This is a genomic window from Methylobacter sp. BlB1 (genome assembly GCF_015476545.1).
Classification (GTDB): Bacteria; Pseudomonadota; Gammaproteobacteria; order Methylococcales; family Methylomonadaceae; genus Methylobacter.
Window position 1 is genome coordinate 1 of record NZ_JADMKV010000082.1, and the last position, 16,287, is coordinate 16,287.

12 protein-coding genes and 1 tRNA gene are annotated in these 16,287 nt (G+C 52.1%); 11 read left to right on the plus strand and 2 right to left on the minus strand.

Going from position 1 to position 16,287, the window contains the following annotated elements; genetic code table 11:
* Nucleotides 1-56 precede the first annotated feature (56 nt).
* Nucleotides 57-133: transfer RNA gene (locus IT781_RS19785), tRNA-Asp, on the plus strand.
* Nucleotides 134-211: 78 nt separating this feature from the next.
* On the plus strand, nt 212-2,083 hold the full coding sequence (locus IT781_RS19790) for a SurA N-terminal domain-containing protein (RefSeq protein WP_194971902.1): 1,872 nt from the start codon (nt 212-214) through the stop codon (nt 2,081-2,083).
* Nucleotides 2,084-2,146: 63 nt separating this feature from the next.
* Here IT781_RS19790 and IT781_RS19795 read toward each other — a convergent pair whose 3' ends face one another.
* Nucleotides 2,147-2,929, minus strand: coding sequence for an enoyl-ACP reductase (locus IT781_RS19795; protein ID WP_194971903.1), 783 nt, complete (start codon nt 2,927-2,929; stop codon nt 2,147-2,149).
* 432 nt (nt 2,930-3,361) lie between these two features.
* Here IT781_RS19795 and IT781_RS19800 point away from each other — a divergent pair, with 432 nt between their 5' ends.
* The 9 genes from IT781_RS19800 (at nt 3,362) to wrbA (ending at nt 14,330) form a co-directional block, all read left to right on the plus strand.
* On the plus strand, nt 3,362-5,215 hold the full coding sequence (locus tag IT781_RS19800) for a peptide-binding protein (protein ID WP_194971904.1): 1,854 nt from the start codon (nt 3,362-3,364) through the stop codon (nt 5,213-5,215).
* An 11-nt stretch (nt 5,216-5,226) separates the two neighbouring features.
* Nucleotides 5,227-6,303: an ABC transporter permease gene (locus IT781_RS19805; RefSeq protein WP_194971905.1), complete on the plus strand. Its 1,077-nt coding sequence runs from the start codon at nt 5,227-5,229 to the stop codon at nt 6,301-6,303.
* Nucleotides 6,296-7,480, plus strand: coding sequence for an ABC transporter permease (locus tag IT781_RS19810; RefSeq protein WP_194971906.1), 1,185 nt, complete (start codon nt 6,296-6,298; stop codon nt 7,478-7,480). The genes IT781_RS19805 and IT781_RS19810 overlap by 8 nt, the downstream gene beginning before the upstream one ends.
* Nucleotides 7,477-9,168, plus strand: coding sequence for an ABC transporter ATP-binding protein (locus tag IT781_RS19815; RefSeq protein ID WP_194971907.1), 1,692 nt, complete (start codon nt 7,477-7,479; stop codon nt 9,166-9,168). Before IT781_RS19810 ends, IT781_RS19815 begins: the two co-directional genes overlap by 4 nt.
* A 392-nt stretch (nt 9,169-9,560) precedes the next feature.
* The gene (locus tag IT781_RS19820; RefSeq protein ID WP_194971908.1) at nt 9,561-10,664 is read left to right on the plus strand and encodes an AI-2E family transporter; all 1,104 of its coding nucleotides are present in this window, start codon (nt 9,561-9,563) and stop codon (nt 10,662-10,664) included.
* A gap of 397 nt (nt 10,665-11,061) precedes the next feature.
* Entirely contained in the window at nt 11,062-12,225 is a 1,164-nt protein-coding gene (locus IT781_RS19825; protein ID WP_194971909.1) for a hypothetical protein, read from the plus strand.
* A 26-nt stretch (nt 12,226-12,251) separates the two neighbouring features.
* Nucleotides 12,252-12,989: a ferritin-like domain-containing protein gene (locus tag IT781_RS19830; protein WP_194971910.1), complete on the plus strand. Its 738-nt coding sequence runs from the start codon at nt 12,252-12,254 to the stop codon at nt 12,987-12,989.
* Nucleotides 12,990-13,202: 213 nt separating this feature from the next.
* On the plus strand, nt 13,203-13,526 hold the full coding sequence (locus IT781_RS19835) for a DUF1622 domain-containing protein (protein ID WP_194971911.1): 324 nt from the start codon (nt 13,203-13,205) through the stop codon (nt 13,524-13,526).
* 195 nt (nt 13,527-13,721) lie between these two features.
* The gene (gene wrbA / locus IT781_RS19840; RefSeq protein WP_194971912.1) at nt 13,722-14,330 is read left to right on the plus strand and encodes an NAD(P)H:quinone oxidoreductase; all 609 of its coding nucleotides are present in this window, start codon (nt 13,722-13,724) and stop codon (nt 14,328-14,330) included.
* Nucleotides 14,331-14,383: 53 nt separating this feature from the next.
* On the opposite strand, the gene IT781_RS19845 is transcribed toward wrbA, so the two are convergent.
* Nucleotides 14,384-16,018 carry an alpha-keto acid decarboxylase family protein gene (locus IT781_RS19845; protein ID WP_194971913.1) on the minus strand — a complete coding sequence of 545 codons (1,635 nt, stop codon included), beginning with the start codon at nt 16,016-16,018 and terminating at the stop codon, nt 14,384-14,386.
* Between the last annotated feature and the right edge of the window lie 269 nt (nt 16,019-16,287).

Here is a 16,287-nt window from a genome sequence, read left to right on the forward strand (position 1 = left end):
TCGCCCTTACAAGGCGAGGGTCGGGGGTTCGAACCCCTCAGCACCCACCAGACTTTGGAGTGGTAGTTCAGTTGGTCAGAATACCGGCCTGTCACGCCGGGGGTCGCGGGTTCGAGCCCCGTCCACTCCGCCAAATTAAAGCCCCGTACCGGTATCTGGTTCGGGGTTTTTTTTTGCTTAAATTTTAGCCGTTTTCTTTAGGATAGAGCGTATGCTGACAAGAATTAGAGAAAAAGCGCAAGGTGCTTTTGCATGGGGCATCTTAATAATAATTTGCGTGCCTTTTGCTTTATGGGGTATTCAAAATTATTTGGATACAGGGAAAGAACCGCCGGTCGCTTCCGTAGGCGATAGGGATTTTTATCAGCAGGATGTCAACAGGGCTTATGAACAGTACAGTCAGAATCTCCAGGGACTCAATATTGATGAACAGACACTGAAAGCACAGGCCTTGGAAAAGCTGATAAAGGATGAGGTTTTGCTGCAGCATGTGCGTTCCGAGGGGCTTGTCACCGGCGACAACAGGGCGCGCGAATTCATTAAATCTCTGGAATACTTTCAAGTAGACGGTAAGTTCGATGAGAACCGTTATAAGGCTTTACTGAATTCGCAAAGGATGACATCCGGCGAGTTTGTAAACAGAATCAAGAACGCGCTGGTAATGGAACAGTTTCAGCGCAGTATCATCGATAGCGGTTTTGCTACTCAGCATGATGTAGAAAGCTTTTTTAAAATTCAGAATCAGCAGCGTGATGTAGCTTATGTGACGATTCCGGCACAGAAACCGGCAGAGCAGCCTTCAGAGGAAGAGGTAGCGGCTTATTATCAGCAGCACCAGGACCTATATAAAGTGCCTGAGCAGGTTTCCATAGAGTACGTAGAGCTGTCGCTGGAAGATATCGCTAAAAAAGTTGCCGTAACGGATGAAAAGTTGAAGGCATTCTATGAAGAGCATAAGGATCAGTATGCGACTCCTGAACGGAGAAAGATCAGCCACATCCTGTTTGCCGTCAATGACAAAACAGATGAAAAAGCAGCGCTGGAAAAAGCGTTGCAAGCAAAAAAAGAACTGGCGAATAAAGACTTCGCCAAGTTAGCCGCTGAAGTTTCAGACGATAAATTAACTGCTAACAAGGGTGGCGATTTAGGTCTGTTTACTTCCGGCGCAATGGAAAAACCGTTTGAGGATGCAGCAAATTCATTGAAACTCGGCGAGGTGTCAGAGCCCGTTAAAACAGCATTCGGCTACCATCTGATCAAGGTGACCGAATTAGTGCCGGGCGATGTCAAGTCATTTGAAGCTGTTAAACCGGAATTAACCAAGGCTTATCAAAAAGCGCAAGCCGAAAATACTTTTTACGAGTCCGGTGAAACATTGACCGAGATGAGTTATGAAAACCCTGACAATCTGCAAACGGTAGCGGATACGTTAGGCCTAACCATTAAAAAAACAGCGCTATTCACCAAGGATAAAGGCGAAGATATTGCCAGCGACCCCAAAGTACGCAGCGCCGCATTCTCTGAAGAAGTTCAACAAGGCAATAACAGCACACCTGTAGAATTGGGGGCTGAGCGCTTGGTGGTATTACGCATGCTGGAGCACAAGCCTGCGGCTACGCGTGATCTGAATGAAGTTAAACAGCAAGTCATAGAGACCTTGTTGAGTGAAAAAGCCAAACAACAGGCTGCCGAAAAAGCGCAGCAGGTAAAAACGCGTCTGCAGGCCGGCGAATCCATTGATACGGTAGCGGCTGAAAACAAGTTAACAGTCAAGAAAATGGCTGATGTAACACGCAACAACGGTGAATTGCCCTGGCAGTTGAATCAGGCAATCTTTAAGGCGGCCAAGCCTGTTGGCGATAAACCGATAATCTTTACGGCAGCATTGCCTTCCGATGAGCAGGCGGTAGTGAGTTTGTCCAAAGTCAAAGAGGGCGTCATGAGCGAGGATGACAAGAAGCAGCTTGAGTTGGCATCAAAGAATATTGCCAGGGCTTTTGGTCAGAATGAGTTCAATGCGGTCATAAATAGTCTACAAGCAAAAGCCGATATTTCGGTGAAGAAAGCTCAGGCTCAGAATTAGCCGCTGGACAAGCAATAAAAAAGGGAGCGTAAGCTCCCTTTTTTGTGCCGCGAAAATAAACGCTTAAGAGGCTACATAGCCAGCAATATTATAGCCGGCGTCAACATAAGTGATTTCACCCGTAATGCCGGAGGCCAGATCTGAGCACAGAAATGCCGCCGCGTTGCCGACTTCTTCAATCGTCACGTTTTTCTTCAACGGCGAAGCATCGGCCGCTTTGCTGAGCATGGTTTTGAAATCGTTGATGCCTGATGCAGCCAGTGTTCTGATTGGGCCTGCGGAAATTGCATTCACGCGAGTGCCTTCGGCGCCCAGGGCGACGGCCATATAGCGGACGTTGGCTTCCAGGCTGGCTTTGGCCACGCCCATGACGTTGTAGTTGGGCATGACGCGCTCCGCACCCAGGTAGCTTAAGGTCAACAGAGAGCCGTTACGGCCCGCCATCATTGCTCGGCCGGCCTTGGCCAGAGCAGTAAAGCTGTACGAGCTGATATCGTGAGCGACTTTGAAATTTTCCCGGGTCGTGGCAGTGACGAAGTCGCCTTCCAGCGCATCACGCGGGGCGAAAGCGACTGAATGCACGATACAATCCAGGCCATCCCAGTGCTCGCCAAGCTTTTTAAAAACGTTTTCAATGTGTTCGTCGCTGCTGACGTCGCATTCAACAGTAATGTTGGAACCGCATTCAGCCGCCATGGTTTCAACCCGGCTCTGGAGCTTTTCATTTTGATAAGTAAAGGCCAATTCCGCGCCTTCCCGGTGCATGGCCTGGGCAATGCCCCATGCAATTGAACGGTTACTGGCTAAACCCACAATCAAGACACGCTTGCCTTGCATAAAACCCATTAGACATTACCTCTTTAATTTAAATGGCTTGTTGATATAGTATCGGAAAGTATCTATGATCCATCTAATGATGTCCAGCACTTTGTCGGCCCTCGGCTTTTATGTTTTTAGCCATGTCCTGGATCTTATCGTAAATCCGCTACAATCTTATTCTTGCCGAATAATACCGATCCGGCGGGAGTCTTCTCTAAAGTCAGTGAGACAAGCTAAATGACGGCGTTGATTTATCACAGCAATCAATACTGATTGCATTTGTCCGCGCTGTCCTTTAAAAAACTCCGGCATAAGGTTAAAGTAAGCATCAGTGGCGATTTAAAAGAATAGAATGGACTTTTTGAACAACTAGGCTATGTGTCCTATTTAGCGCTATTCAGGATCGGCCGCAAAGGTATTGCCTAAGCCAACGTTAAAATTCTTAGACACACAGAAAACATGCAAAAACAACTGACTACCCGAGACTGGATTCTCTATTTGCTCCTTAGCTTGCTGATATTATTGCTATTGCTGGCCATGTATCAGATCGACCGGCAGTGGTTGAAGCTCACCGAGATGCAAACCGCAATGTCGGAACAGGCAAAGGTCATGCGCGAACTGCGCAGTTCTATGGCCTCCGGAGCAGCGCTTGCCACATCACCATCAACTTCGACAGTAGCTGAAGAAGTCGCTCCAGCCTTCAAGCGAGCCTATGCCGCTACACGTCAGCCGGATTATGCCCAAGGCGATTGGAGCGTAGAAGCTTTCGCTACCAACATTAAGACCATCACACCGCTGATTTCTACCGATGCCTATGCGTCCAATGTGCAGAGCTATGTGTTGGAAAGTCTGATTATCCGTAACCCCGACACACTGGAATGGGAGGGTTTAATCGCTAAAAGTTGGAAGATCAGCGATGACGGCCTGGTGATCAGTTTCAAATTGCGCGAGGATGTGAATTTTTCTGATGGTGAACCATTGACAGCCGAGGATGTGGTTTTTACCTTTGATTTTATTATGAACGAGGTAATCCAGGCCCCGCGTGATAGGGCATACCTGGAAAAGATCCAGAATGTGAAGGCCAACGGCAAGTATGAGGTTGTGTTTACCTTCAAAGAACCCTATTTCGAAGCCCTATCTCTGGCGGGCGGTATGTCGATCTTGCCCAAACATTTCTACTCAGTCTATTTGAAGGAGTCACAAAAGTTTAACGAATCCAAAGGCTTATTGTTAGGCAGTGGACCTTATAGACTGGTCGATCCCAAGAATTGGACACCGGACAAGGGTAATGTGGAACTGGTGCGCAACGAACGTTATTGGGGCGATGTGCAGCCCTCGTATAATCGAGTTCTGTGGAAAATCATTCAGAACGACAGCGCGCGACTGACCACCTATCGCAATGGCGACATTGATTCCTACTCAGCTCGCCCGGTCGAATACCAACAACTGAAAAAAGATGCGCAGATCGTCGCCAAGAGCCAGAATTTCGAATATATGCCGCCGGTGGTCGGTTACAGCTATATTGGCTGGAATCAGGAGCGCGCCGGAAAGCCGACTCGTTTTGCCGATAAGCGGGTTAGGCAGGCACTGACTTACCTGACCGATGTTAACCGTGTCATCAAGGATGTTTTCTTGGACTACGCCGAGCCTGCCGTCAGCCCGTTCAGCAAGGCCAGCAAACAGCACGATAGCGCACTACAGCCTTATAAATTTGACGTGGACAAGGCCAAAGCCCTGCTAAGAGAAGCCGGCTATGAAGACCGTAACGGCGATGGGGTACTGGAAGATAAATCAGGCAAACCCTTCGAGTTTAAGTTGACCTATCTCGAATCGAACGAAGACACCAAACGCATGGTGTTATTATTAAGAGACTTGTATGCCCGCGCTGGCGTGCGGATGATTCCGTTCCCGCAGGAATGGCCGGTGATGCTGGAAAATCTCGATAAAAAGGACTTTGATGCGATCACATTGGGATGGACCAGCGGGATCGAAACCGATTTGTACCAGATGTTTCACAGTTCACAGGCAAGCAGCAAAGGCGACAACTTTGTAGGCTACAAAAATCCAGCACTGGACAAACTGATCGATGAGGCGCGCCGCACCGTGGATGAGGGCAAACGCATGCCGTTATGGCAGCAGGCCGAGCGGATCCTTTATGAAGATCAACCTTATACCTTTCTTATGCGCCGTCAGAGTTTGTTGTTTGTCGATAAACGCATCCACAACCTGCAAATGACCAAGCTGGGTTTGAATCTGGGATCATTGCCGATGGAGAATTACGTGCCTGTCGCCCAGCAAAAATATTCACAATAAAGGGATATCTGATGTTGACTTATCTATTGCGTCGCTTGTTGCTGATGATTCCTACCCTGCTGGGAATTACGATCGTGGTATTTACAGTGATGGCAATGTCGCCAGGCGGGATCAGCGCACAGACGCTGGTCGGCGGCATGGATATGAAGCCTCAAGAAAAACAAGCGTTGCTGAATTATTACAACAAGCGCTACGGGCTTGATCAGCCAGCGCCGATGCAATACCTGCGTTGGTTGAATAATGTGTCTCCGATCGGTTTTGTGACTGACGAGCAGGGCAAGCAAGGTGAGTTTTCTTTCAGCAAAGGCATGGATTTAGGAATCAGCTTCCAATATGGACGGCCTGTGTCGGACATTCTCGCTGAACGTATTCCAATCACATTGTTGCTTAATCTGGTCACTATCCCTATTACCTATGCGATCGCGATTATGGTTGGGATGAAATCCGCGACCAGTCGCGGCAGTTCATTTGATGTGGGAGCCAGTATGTCGATGCTGGCTTTGTGGTCTATTCCCACTATGCTGTCCGGCGTGCTGTTATTGGGTTTTTTCGCCAACATTCAGCATTTTCATTGGTTTCCAACTGCCGGCATCAGCAGTCGTGAGGCACAGGACATGCCGTTTTTGCCTCATTGGGAAGAAACCGGTTTTGTGCGCGGTTTTTTGCTGGACAGGTTGTGGCATCTGATACTGCCGGTGATCTGTTTATCCTATGGCAGTTTTGCGGCTCTGGCGAAATTGATGCGGACTTCGATACTGGAAAATCTGCATTCCGATTATGCACGGACTGCCCGCGCTAAAGGACTGGCAGAACATGATGTGTTATGGCGGCATGTGTTCCGCAACAGTCTGTTGCCGTTGATTACGGTATCGGCAGGGCTATTGCCGAGTCTATTGGCGGGCTCTTTGATTGTGGAAAACATTTTTAGCATCAACGGTATGGGACAGCTTGCCGTGGAGGCGGTAAAAGGCCGCGATCGAGAACTGGTGCTGTCGATTACTTGGGTGAGCGGCTTTCTGACTTTGATTGGATATTTGATTGCCGATTTCTGCTATACCTTGGCCGATCCACGGATAAGCTATGATTGAACATGTAGTAAGCCGAGAATCCTTCGCTAGCCGCATTTGGCGCAGGACGCTGGAAGGGGTAGGCGTAAAAGTAGGGTTTGCCTGGGTGATGCTCCTGGTGTTTGCTGCCGTATTTGCACCGTTTCTGGCGAACTCCATGCCGTTGCTGATGAGCAAGGAAGGCGTCATTTCCGCGCCGGTGCTTCAATATTTGAGTGTGGAAGATGTATGGATACTAGCCACGTTTTTTATCGCGCTGGCTGTTTATTTGCTGCGGCGGCTCAGCACCGGTAAGCGCATCCTGCTGTTTATGCTGGGAGCGCTGGTTGCTGCGGTACTGGCCAATCTATTTGTCAAACCGCCGGTATTGCTGATCTATGATAATTTCCGCACTGCTGCTTATACTGAAGTTGATTGGCGGATCATGCCTCCAGTTCCGTATGCTCCGACCGATTATCTGCGCGATTTAAACAGCAGAGGCCTAGAAGCTCCTTTTGCTTCCGAAGGGCGTATTCATCTGATGGGCACTGAAGAGAATGGGGCGGATGTGCTGAGCCGGATGATTCATGCTTGCCGGATCTCGTTGAGCATCGGATTGATTGCCTCCGGAATTGCCTTGTTGATTGGGGTGGTTGTGGGCGGCTTGATGGGCTATTTTTCCGGCATCGTTGATATTTTGGGAATGCGGCTGGTGGAAATTTTTGAAGATATTCCCACGCTATTTCTGCTACTGACTTTCGTGGCTTTTTTTGGCCGCAGCCTATACATGATGATGGTGATTATCGGTGTAACGGGTTGGTCTGGTTATGCACGATACGTGCGTACGGAATTCCTGAAGTTACGCAAACAGGATTATGTGCAGGCGGCGGTGGCTAGCGGTTTGCCTCTCACGTCAATTCTATTTCGACACATGCTGCCAAATGGGGTGGCTCCTTTGCTGGTAGCCGTTAGTTTCGGCGTGGCGGGTGCGATTCTGTCAGAGGCGACTCTGAGCTTTCTAGGGCTTGGGGTGGTGGACGCTCCCTCTTGGGGACAAATGCTGGATCAGGCAGTCAAGTCGTCGACTTTTAACTGGTGGATGGCGGTATTTCCAGGCGGAGCGATTTTCATGACCGTGTTTTCCTATAATTTGATTGGCGAGGCATTCCGCGATGCGATCGATCCACAGCTTGCGCGCAAGACAGGGGGTGATAAATGAGCCAGCCGTTGCTGGAAGTTCGCAACCTGCGCACTTATCTACAATCGGGCGATCGGGAAGTTAGAGCGGTCGATGATGTCAGTTTCAGCATACCCAAAGGCGAAACTTTTTGTCTGGTGGGTGAATCGGGCAGTGGCAAGTCAGTCTGCGCGTTGTCGGTGATCCGCCTGTTGCCGCAAGGAATAGCCTCGCATCCGAGCGGTGAAATAGTGTTAAACGGCCAGGATTTGTTGAAGCTGGACGATCCACGAATACGCGCAGTTCGCGGTTCGCATATCGCGATGATTTTTCAAGAGCCAATGACCTCGCTGAATCCTGTATTGACTATTGGCGAGCAGATCACGGAGACGCTGCAACTGCACTACCCGGATATGAGCGATGCTGAAGCTGAACAGCGTACGATCATGGCATTGGAGCAGGTGCAGATCCCTCATGCTTCCAGCCGATTCCGCGATTATCCGCACCAATTGTCCGGCGGACAGCGACAACGGGTGATGATAGCAATGGCTTTGGCTTGCAAGCCCCAATTGCTGATTGCCGATGAACCCACTACGGCGCTGGATGTAACAGTGCAGGCCGAGATACTGCGATTGATGCGCAAACTGCAGGATGACACAGGCATGAGCATGCTGTTTATTACCCACGATTTTGGCGTGGTGACACAGATGGCGCAGTGGGTTGGCGTGATGCAGCAGGGCAAGATGGTGGAAGTCGGTTCCTGTACGGAAGTTTTGCGCAACCCGCAACATCCATACACTCGGCAGTTACTGGCCGCTCTGCCGGAAAATTTGGCGAAACCGGTACGAGGGCGATCGCTTTCTCAAAATGCAGCGGGGGAATTGGCGGCAGATCAAGCGCCGCTGGTGCAGATCCGCGATCTGAAAGTCTGGTTTCCGATTAAAAAAGGTTTGCTTCGCCGCACCGTCGACTATGTGCGTGCGGTAGACGACGTATCGTTAGATATTCCGCAAGGCGAAATCGTGGCACTGGTCGGCGAGTCCGGTTGCGGCAAAACGACATTAGGGCGGGCGGTACTGCAATTGGAAAAGCCGACTGCCGGCAGCATTCAGATACAAGGGCAGGAATTAATCGGACTTTCCGCCGGCGAATTGAGGCCGTTGCGGCGCAAGATGCAGATTGCCTTTCAGGACCCGCAGTCATCGCTGAATCCGCGCCTATTGATCGAAACAACACTGGCTGAACCAATGAAAGTTCATGGCATAGGGGCAAATCATGAAGAACGGATCGAACTCGCCGCACAGCTCTTGGAAAGTGTGCAACTTAAGCGCCATTTCCTGTGGCGCTACCCGCACGAATTTTCAGGCGGACAACGGCAGAGAATTGGTCTGGCGCGCGCGTTGACACTGGATCCGGAATTTATTGTCTGCGATGAAATTACCAGCGCACTGGATGTTTCCGTGCAGGCGGAAATACTGCAGTTATTGCTGAGTATCCGCCAACAGCGCAACCTGAGCCTGTTGTTCATTACCCATAACATTGGCGTAGTTGAATATCTGAGCGACCGGACAGTAGTGATGTATAAAGGCAAAATTGTGGAGCAAGGTTTAACTGAACAGGTTTGCTCCCATCCGCAGCAGGCTTATACCCAAAAGCTACTCAGTGCGGTGCCCAGGTTGAAGGTGGAAAACAAGCCTTTTCTGAAGCTAAATAAAGAAATAGCTTTGTAGAGCTGCCGCTAATCGGTTCTTGATGACGAAAGGCTTCGTCATAGCCACTCCCAAGGTTGCCTCTATGCCTCCCGCCCCTATGACAATAGGGGCGCACCACGGCCTTTGCTGCGGAGATTTAGCTAATTGATGCTTTCTGTCTTTATGGAGACCCCGGCAGTCAGCGCGCAGTCTTCAGCAACTACCATCCGTATCATCATGAGCCGAGAGCTGATTTGGCAAAGAAAGTGGAACGATTGACATGGGGGTAGAGTCTTTTAGGCAAGGTAACGTTGAAATTCTTATTCCTGAGGAGGCGTTATGGCCGCAAAACTGTGCAGTTCGAAGGAAGTTTTTCTACGTAAACGATGGATGAAGGCAAGAGAAGGACTACTGTCATGGAGGATGCCGCTATGAGCTTCTGGGACAGAGACAGGATGCCGGACAGCGAAAGGGCGGATATGGAAAGATTCGGAGCCCGGAGCATAAGTGGGCTGCTGACTAGGCGGACGCTGATCGTAGTGGCTGCGGCTGCGACAATCGTGTTGCTGCTGTTAATGGTTTGGCAGGTGGCCCAGATTTTACTGCTGATTTTCGCGAGCATGTTGCTGGCGCTGTTTCTGCGCACCAGCGCGGTTACCATTAGCGAAAACACATCCCTGACGGTGAATGCCTCACTGATACTGGTGGTTCTGATTCTGGCGAGTGGGGTCACACTCATTGGGTCGCTGTATGGTCCTGATATTGTTACTGATTTTTATCAATTGACGCTTCAGTTGCCCACTACAATTGACAGAATGCGGGATAGCCTCGGGCAATACGAGTGGGCGCCCACGGTGCTTGATTCGATGGCCAAAGTGGGGCACGCCCTGACCAATCCTCAGCAGTTGGCCAGAATTGCCGGGGTTTTTTCGACCGCCTTCGGAGCGCTCGGAAGTAGCTTCATTGTTATCGTGCTAGGTCTTTATTTCGCTATCGAGCCGAAAACCTACATCGATGGTGTTGCGCGCCTGTTCCCTCAGCTTCACCGGGGACGTGTTTATGAAGCCTTTGACCGGATCGGGAGTGCGCTCCGCTGGTGGCTGCTCAGCCGGCTCGTGTCGATGCTAGCTGTAGGCCTGTTGACCGTGATCGGACTGGTCATGTTAGGGATGCCGCTCGCTTTCATCCTGGCTTTGGTGGCCGCTATTCTGGATTTTATACCGCACATCGGGCCGATTCTGGCAACCGTTCCTGCGGTCATGGTAGGCTTGGGCCAGGATGGATCGACGGTATTGTACGTCATTATTCTTTATACCGTGATTCAAGGACTGGAAAGTTATCTGCTCACGCCTTACCTCCAGAAGCAGATGACATCGATAGCGCCGGCTTGGCTGCTGGCCGCCCAGCTTGTACTGGGGACAGGTTTCGGTATCCTGGGGTTTCTGCTCGCGCCTCCGTTGGCGGTCGTGATCATGGTGCTGGTACAGATGTTCTATGTACGGGACGTGCTGGGCGAAAAGATGGAACTGCCCTGATGGCCTGGTTTCACTAGCCATTCTTTATCTAGCTGAGGGGGAGCTCGGCGGGCGCGTCCATAAGCTGTGCCGCATCCCCCGCTTCATCAATAACTTGTAGGCCTTCTTCTCCAAGTCGGCAATATATCTAAGTATTTGCCCGTCTGCCTCGATTAGTTAGATTGTGATATGTTCGCCCATTACGGAAAAAATCATGATGCACATCCCATGGGCCATAGGCCGAAATGGCGATTGATGCACCAACAATAGAAAGGCGATCTAAATTGACGGAAAAATCTCGCCGTAGTGGGGCAATTTATCCTGGCATCATGACGAAATGTAAACAAAAGGATCGCACGGAGCCCTGTTTACTCAACAAGTAACCGTGAATTTATTCCTTAATAGTTAAGGAGGCGATATGTCTGTAAATCTATTCGATTCGAAGGGGATGTCTCTCGAGAAACAACGAATGACCTGGAAGGACATGGTACAGCCGCCCATCAGCAAGCTCGACGATGAAGCTTTTACTCGCGTGAGAATCATCCTCACTAATGGACTGGAAGTAGAAGCGCTGCGCTTCCAGCACCTGTGCGCACGCATGAACAAAGATCTGCAGGTGCCGCTGGCGAAAGTCCGGCGCGTCGAGCAACAGCAACAAACGACCATCAATTGGCTCATTTCATCCGACCACTCTCCGCTGGAAACTACTATTGCTTATGAGCAGGTCGCCGTCGAGGTTACGGCCGCCGTGGCGCAAAACGAGCCCGATCCTTATTTGGCCCAGGTCTACCGGTTCGGCTTGCTGGAGGACTTCGACCATCTCTACCGGTACTCGGCGTTGCTCGATCGTCTGGAAGGCAAGGATGCGAACAACATCCTCCAGTCCCATACTGATATTATTCCGGGCCGGCCTACCGTGGACGAGCACCGGGCGCCCGAAAATGATCTGCGCAATCCTTATGATCGCACCAAAGCGGATACGATCAGCAAACTGCACGCCACGACCATCATGGCCGCCGAGTATCAGACCCATGATTATTATGCCAACATTGGGCCGACCTATGCAGATCCGGTCGCGCGTCAGTTGTATGCCGAGATCGCCTCGATCGAGGAGCAGCATGTCACGCAGTATGAATCGATCATCGATCCTGATGAAACCTGGCTGGAGAAATGGTTGATCCATGAAGCGACCGAAGTTTACAACTACTACAGCTGCGTGGAACAGGAGACGAATCCGCGCATTAAGGCGATCTGGGAACGCTTCCTGGATTATGAGCTCGGGCATTATGCTTATGTATCGGAACTGGTCAAGCAGTATGAGCGCCGGGACCCGTCCGAGATTATTTCTCAAACATTGCCCGATCCGATGCCGTTCAAGAGCAACCGCGAATTCGTACGGCAAACGCTCAAACAGGAAGTGGATCTGCGCACCAGCGGCACGCAGTTCGTCAGTAAAGACAAGGAGGACCAGGCATCGCTGGCTTACCGGCAGCACATCAATTCTGATGGTTCGCCATCTCAAACGGTCGCTGAAGGATACCAGTGGACTCCCGGCACAGAACTGAATCGTAAAGTTGCTTAACTACAGACTTGTGTAGGAGCTGAAAAATGAACCAACCCGTTGAAATGAGCATCCGAAACCGAACCGGCATCGATATGTCGCCTGTCGACAGCCAGAAGATGATCGATGCGGCCAACGCCTACTTGCCGAGCTCCCGCGGAGACGGGGCAGGTATCGCAGCCGTTGAGGCCAACTATATCAAAGAAGCCGAACCCGTGGGTTCGGTCCCTGTTCCGGGTACGTTGAAAGGCGCGGCCCAGGCAACTATGCAGTTACTTGCCGGCAGGAATGCCCAAGTTCTGATCGACAAGCTGGGCGAGCGCCTGGCTTTTGAACGGACGGGCACACGGCTCTATGATTACTTTATCAATAAATGTCAGACGGCACCTAAACCGGATGACTCGCCGATTTCCATTGATATGCTCAAACGATTCAGGCATGAGGAAGCCTTGCACTTCAAAGTAGTCGCTGGCGCGCTAGAGTCTTTGGGAGCCGATGCCACTGCGCAGACGCCCGGCGCCGATGTCAGCGCCGTAGCATCAAGCGGCGTGCTTCAGGTTTTAAGCGATCCGCGCACATCCGTGGATCAATGCCTGGAAGCGATGCTGAATGCCGAATTGGTCGATAATGCCGGCTGGGACCTGCTGGTCAAGCTGGCCGATGACATGGGGCTTGATGACATGTCGAAAGACTTTCAGGCGGCGTTGAATGAGGAGGATGAGCATCTGATGGAGATACGGCAGTGGTATGAACAGATCACGCTGAAACAGGCGGGCGCGATATAAATCAGACAGCCGTTTTTGAGCCTGTGATGGCCTGCCTGATCAGGCCTCATTTTCATGAAAACTCAGTGAAGCATTCGAAGGGCGAGAAGACTTTGACTTTATTTTGCTTCGCGCCCTTCCTATCTTCGCAGTGAAAATCCTTTAGTTACGCACAGCATTGCAGGTTTTCTCTGGAAACGGCGATATGTCCGAATTTGTAAAACGGATAGGCGAGTGGTGCACGGCCATTATCGAGACGACCGCGGCGTCGTCCTGATTGCCGTTTTGGCCTTGTATACGCTGGTCTTTGCGGCATTCCGGCTTTATAACCACGCTGATGCTGAAGAAGTTTTCCGCGATACACGTCAGCGTCTCGGGCGCGGCATCCTGTTGGGCCTGGAGCTTTTCATCGCGGCCGATGTCATTCATTCCGCTGTGGTGGAGGTCAACTTCGAGACGGTGGGCGTATTGGCCATCATCATCGTCATACGCACTTTCCTGAGCTTTTCGCTGGAAGTGGAGTTGAACGGCCGCTGGCCCTGGCAGAACAGAGAATAGCGGCTCAATGCCTATGCTGCATGCCGCACGTGTCGGATTTTCACCCTTAATGTGGGATACAGCACTGAACCGCAGGCACATTTATCTTATGTTCTTCCTATGCATGATAGAGGCCTGTCTTACACGGATAACGTTTTTTCATTATATCCAATAGCGAATCAGGCAGTGGAACAGCACATTTTTAGGAGAAAAACCATGACCAAGGTGCTTGTACTGTATTATTCATCCTATGGCCACATCGAGCGCATGGCCGAGGCTGTCGCCGAAGGTGCGCGAGAAGCCGGCGCCGAGGCGGTCATCAAGCGCGTGCCGGAACTGGTGCCGGAAGAGGTCGCCCGCAAGTCCGGCTATAAAATGGACCAGCCCGCGCCTATCGCGACTGTCGATGAGCTGCCCGAATACGACGCCATCATTTTCGGCACCGGCACGCGCTACGGCAATATGACGGCGCAGATGAAGAATTTCATCGATCGGACCGGATCGCTCTGGCTGAACGGCTCGCTGGTCGGCAAGGTCGGATCGGTCTTCACATCCACGGCAACGCAGCACGGCGGCCAGGAGTCAACCATACTGACGTTTATTCCGGTGCTTCTGCACCTGGGCTTCATCATCGTCGGCCTGCCTTATGCTTTTCAGGGGCAGATGGGTGTTAATGAAGTGATGGGAAATTCGCCTTACGGCGCCTCGACCATCGCCGGCGGAGACGGAAGCCGCTGGCCGTCGGCCGTGGAACTGGAAGGCGCCCGCTACCAGGGCAGGCATGTGGCGCAGATAGCGGCGAAGCAGAGTTCGGGCGGACGTTGAGGCGTGAATAGGGGTGGCAGGCGTGAGGGCGACTAAAGTCGCCCCCACAATGCTTAAACGCGCTTGCCAAGGCGCTCGGCCAATCCCCGCATGGCGGGGGATGGATCATCCTTCGACAGATGCACATTGATGAGACTGGGCGATGACTGCTGCGCAAAAGCCCGGTTCAGGCAGTCCTCAAATTCATCCTCGGTGCTGGCCGAATAGCCCGCCAGTGGGCCGAATACCTCGCCCAGGCGCTCGAACTGCCAGCATGCAATGTCATTGAACGGGCCGTCGAGAATATAGCGTTCAGTACTGTAGCCGCAGTTATTGAAAATAATCACGATCGGATTGAGCCCGAAGCGGGCTATCGTCGACAGTTCGGTGCCGGTCATCTGGAAGGCACCGTCCCCGACCAGAACCAGCGTGCGGCGCGTGGGATTAGCGATCTGTGCGCCTAGCGCGGCGGGAACGGCGAAGCCCATGGTGGTGTAATAGGCCGAGGCCAGGAATTCGCTGTTTTCATGCACCCTCAGGTCGATTGCGGCAAACAGACAGTCGCCGACATCGCTGATGACGGCCATGTCAGGCGTCAGGAAGCGATTGAGCCGCGCGATGAGCCGGGCGACTTTCATCGGCTGATTCTTGACGGGGAAATCGAAGGTTGCGGGTTCCGCCGCGACTGCAGGCCCGATCTCGGGGCGCGGCGCCATCCGTTCGTTCAGCATGGTCACGAAATCGCCCAGCAGCACATGCGGATAGCGATGATGATGGATAATGACTTCGTCCTGGGTGGCGCGTATGACCCGGTTGGCATCGAGCTTGGCCGTAAAAATGCCCAGGTCGATGTCATTCATCGTGACGCCCAGCATCAGCAGGAAGTCGGATTGTTCTACCCGATCGCGGGCCAGCGTCGATCCCATCGCGCCTTCATAAATGCCCAGATAGTAAGGGTGGCGCTCGCCCAGAACCGATTTGCCGGTCAGCGTCGCCGCCACCGGCAGATGCGCTTTATCGACCAGATTGAGCAGCTTGTCCTGCAGTCCGCGTCTGTGCAGCTCAACGCCAGCGACCAGCACCGGCGATGCGGCCTTGCCCAGCAATTGCATGGTCTCTTCCACGGCTTCGTTAAGCGAGCCGGCATCGCTGGCGGTCGCAGGTCTCGATTCCGAGGGCATTGAATAACCCTCTACATCCACCCTGTCGCGGGGCAGTTCGATGTATACGGGCTTGCAATGCTCGCGGGCCGCGGCCAGTGCGCGGTCGATCTGGCGGAAAGCCGTGTAGGGATCGTCAAGGACCGCGACGGCGCAGGTTATACGCTCGAATATTTCATGCTGAAACCGGAACGGCCCGAAACGATGATGCAGCAGAGGATGTTCGTGCCGTTCCTTAATGCCCGGCGCGCCGCTGATAACGACTACGGGCGATGATTCGGCATAAGCGCCGGCGACCGCATTGACGACGCTCAGGGCGCCTACGCCATACGTGACGGCCATCGCCCCCAGTCCCCGGCAACGGGCATAAGCATCGGTAGCGAAGGCGGCGGTATCTTCACGGGTCGTGCCGATATGCTGGATGGGGCTTCTAGACAATTGCTGATAAAAGCGCAGGATGTAATCGCCCGGCACGCCGAAGACATGGTGGACCCCGGACTCGTAAAGGCGAGTTAAAAGGTAATGGCCGATGGAAGGATGCGATGACATGAGAAGTACCTCCGGAACCGCTTATCCAGCCTACGGTGGACGCAGTCAGTTTTACTGTTTATAAGGTATTGTTTCCCGGCCTTGACACGAGATCAATACGTGCAGCCGTCTAACGGATGAGTATAGGATGATCCTGTAATGCCGGTCAAAGACTGATCGATCCGCCATTTGCCTAAGCGTCCAAACTGGTCTGAACTAACACCCAATGCCGTTAAAGTTAAGCCGTTCGTGGTGAGCCCTTCGGCTGCGCTCAGGACAGGCTTGTCGAA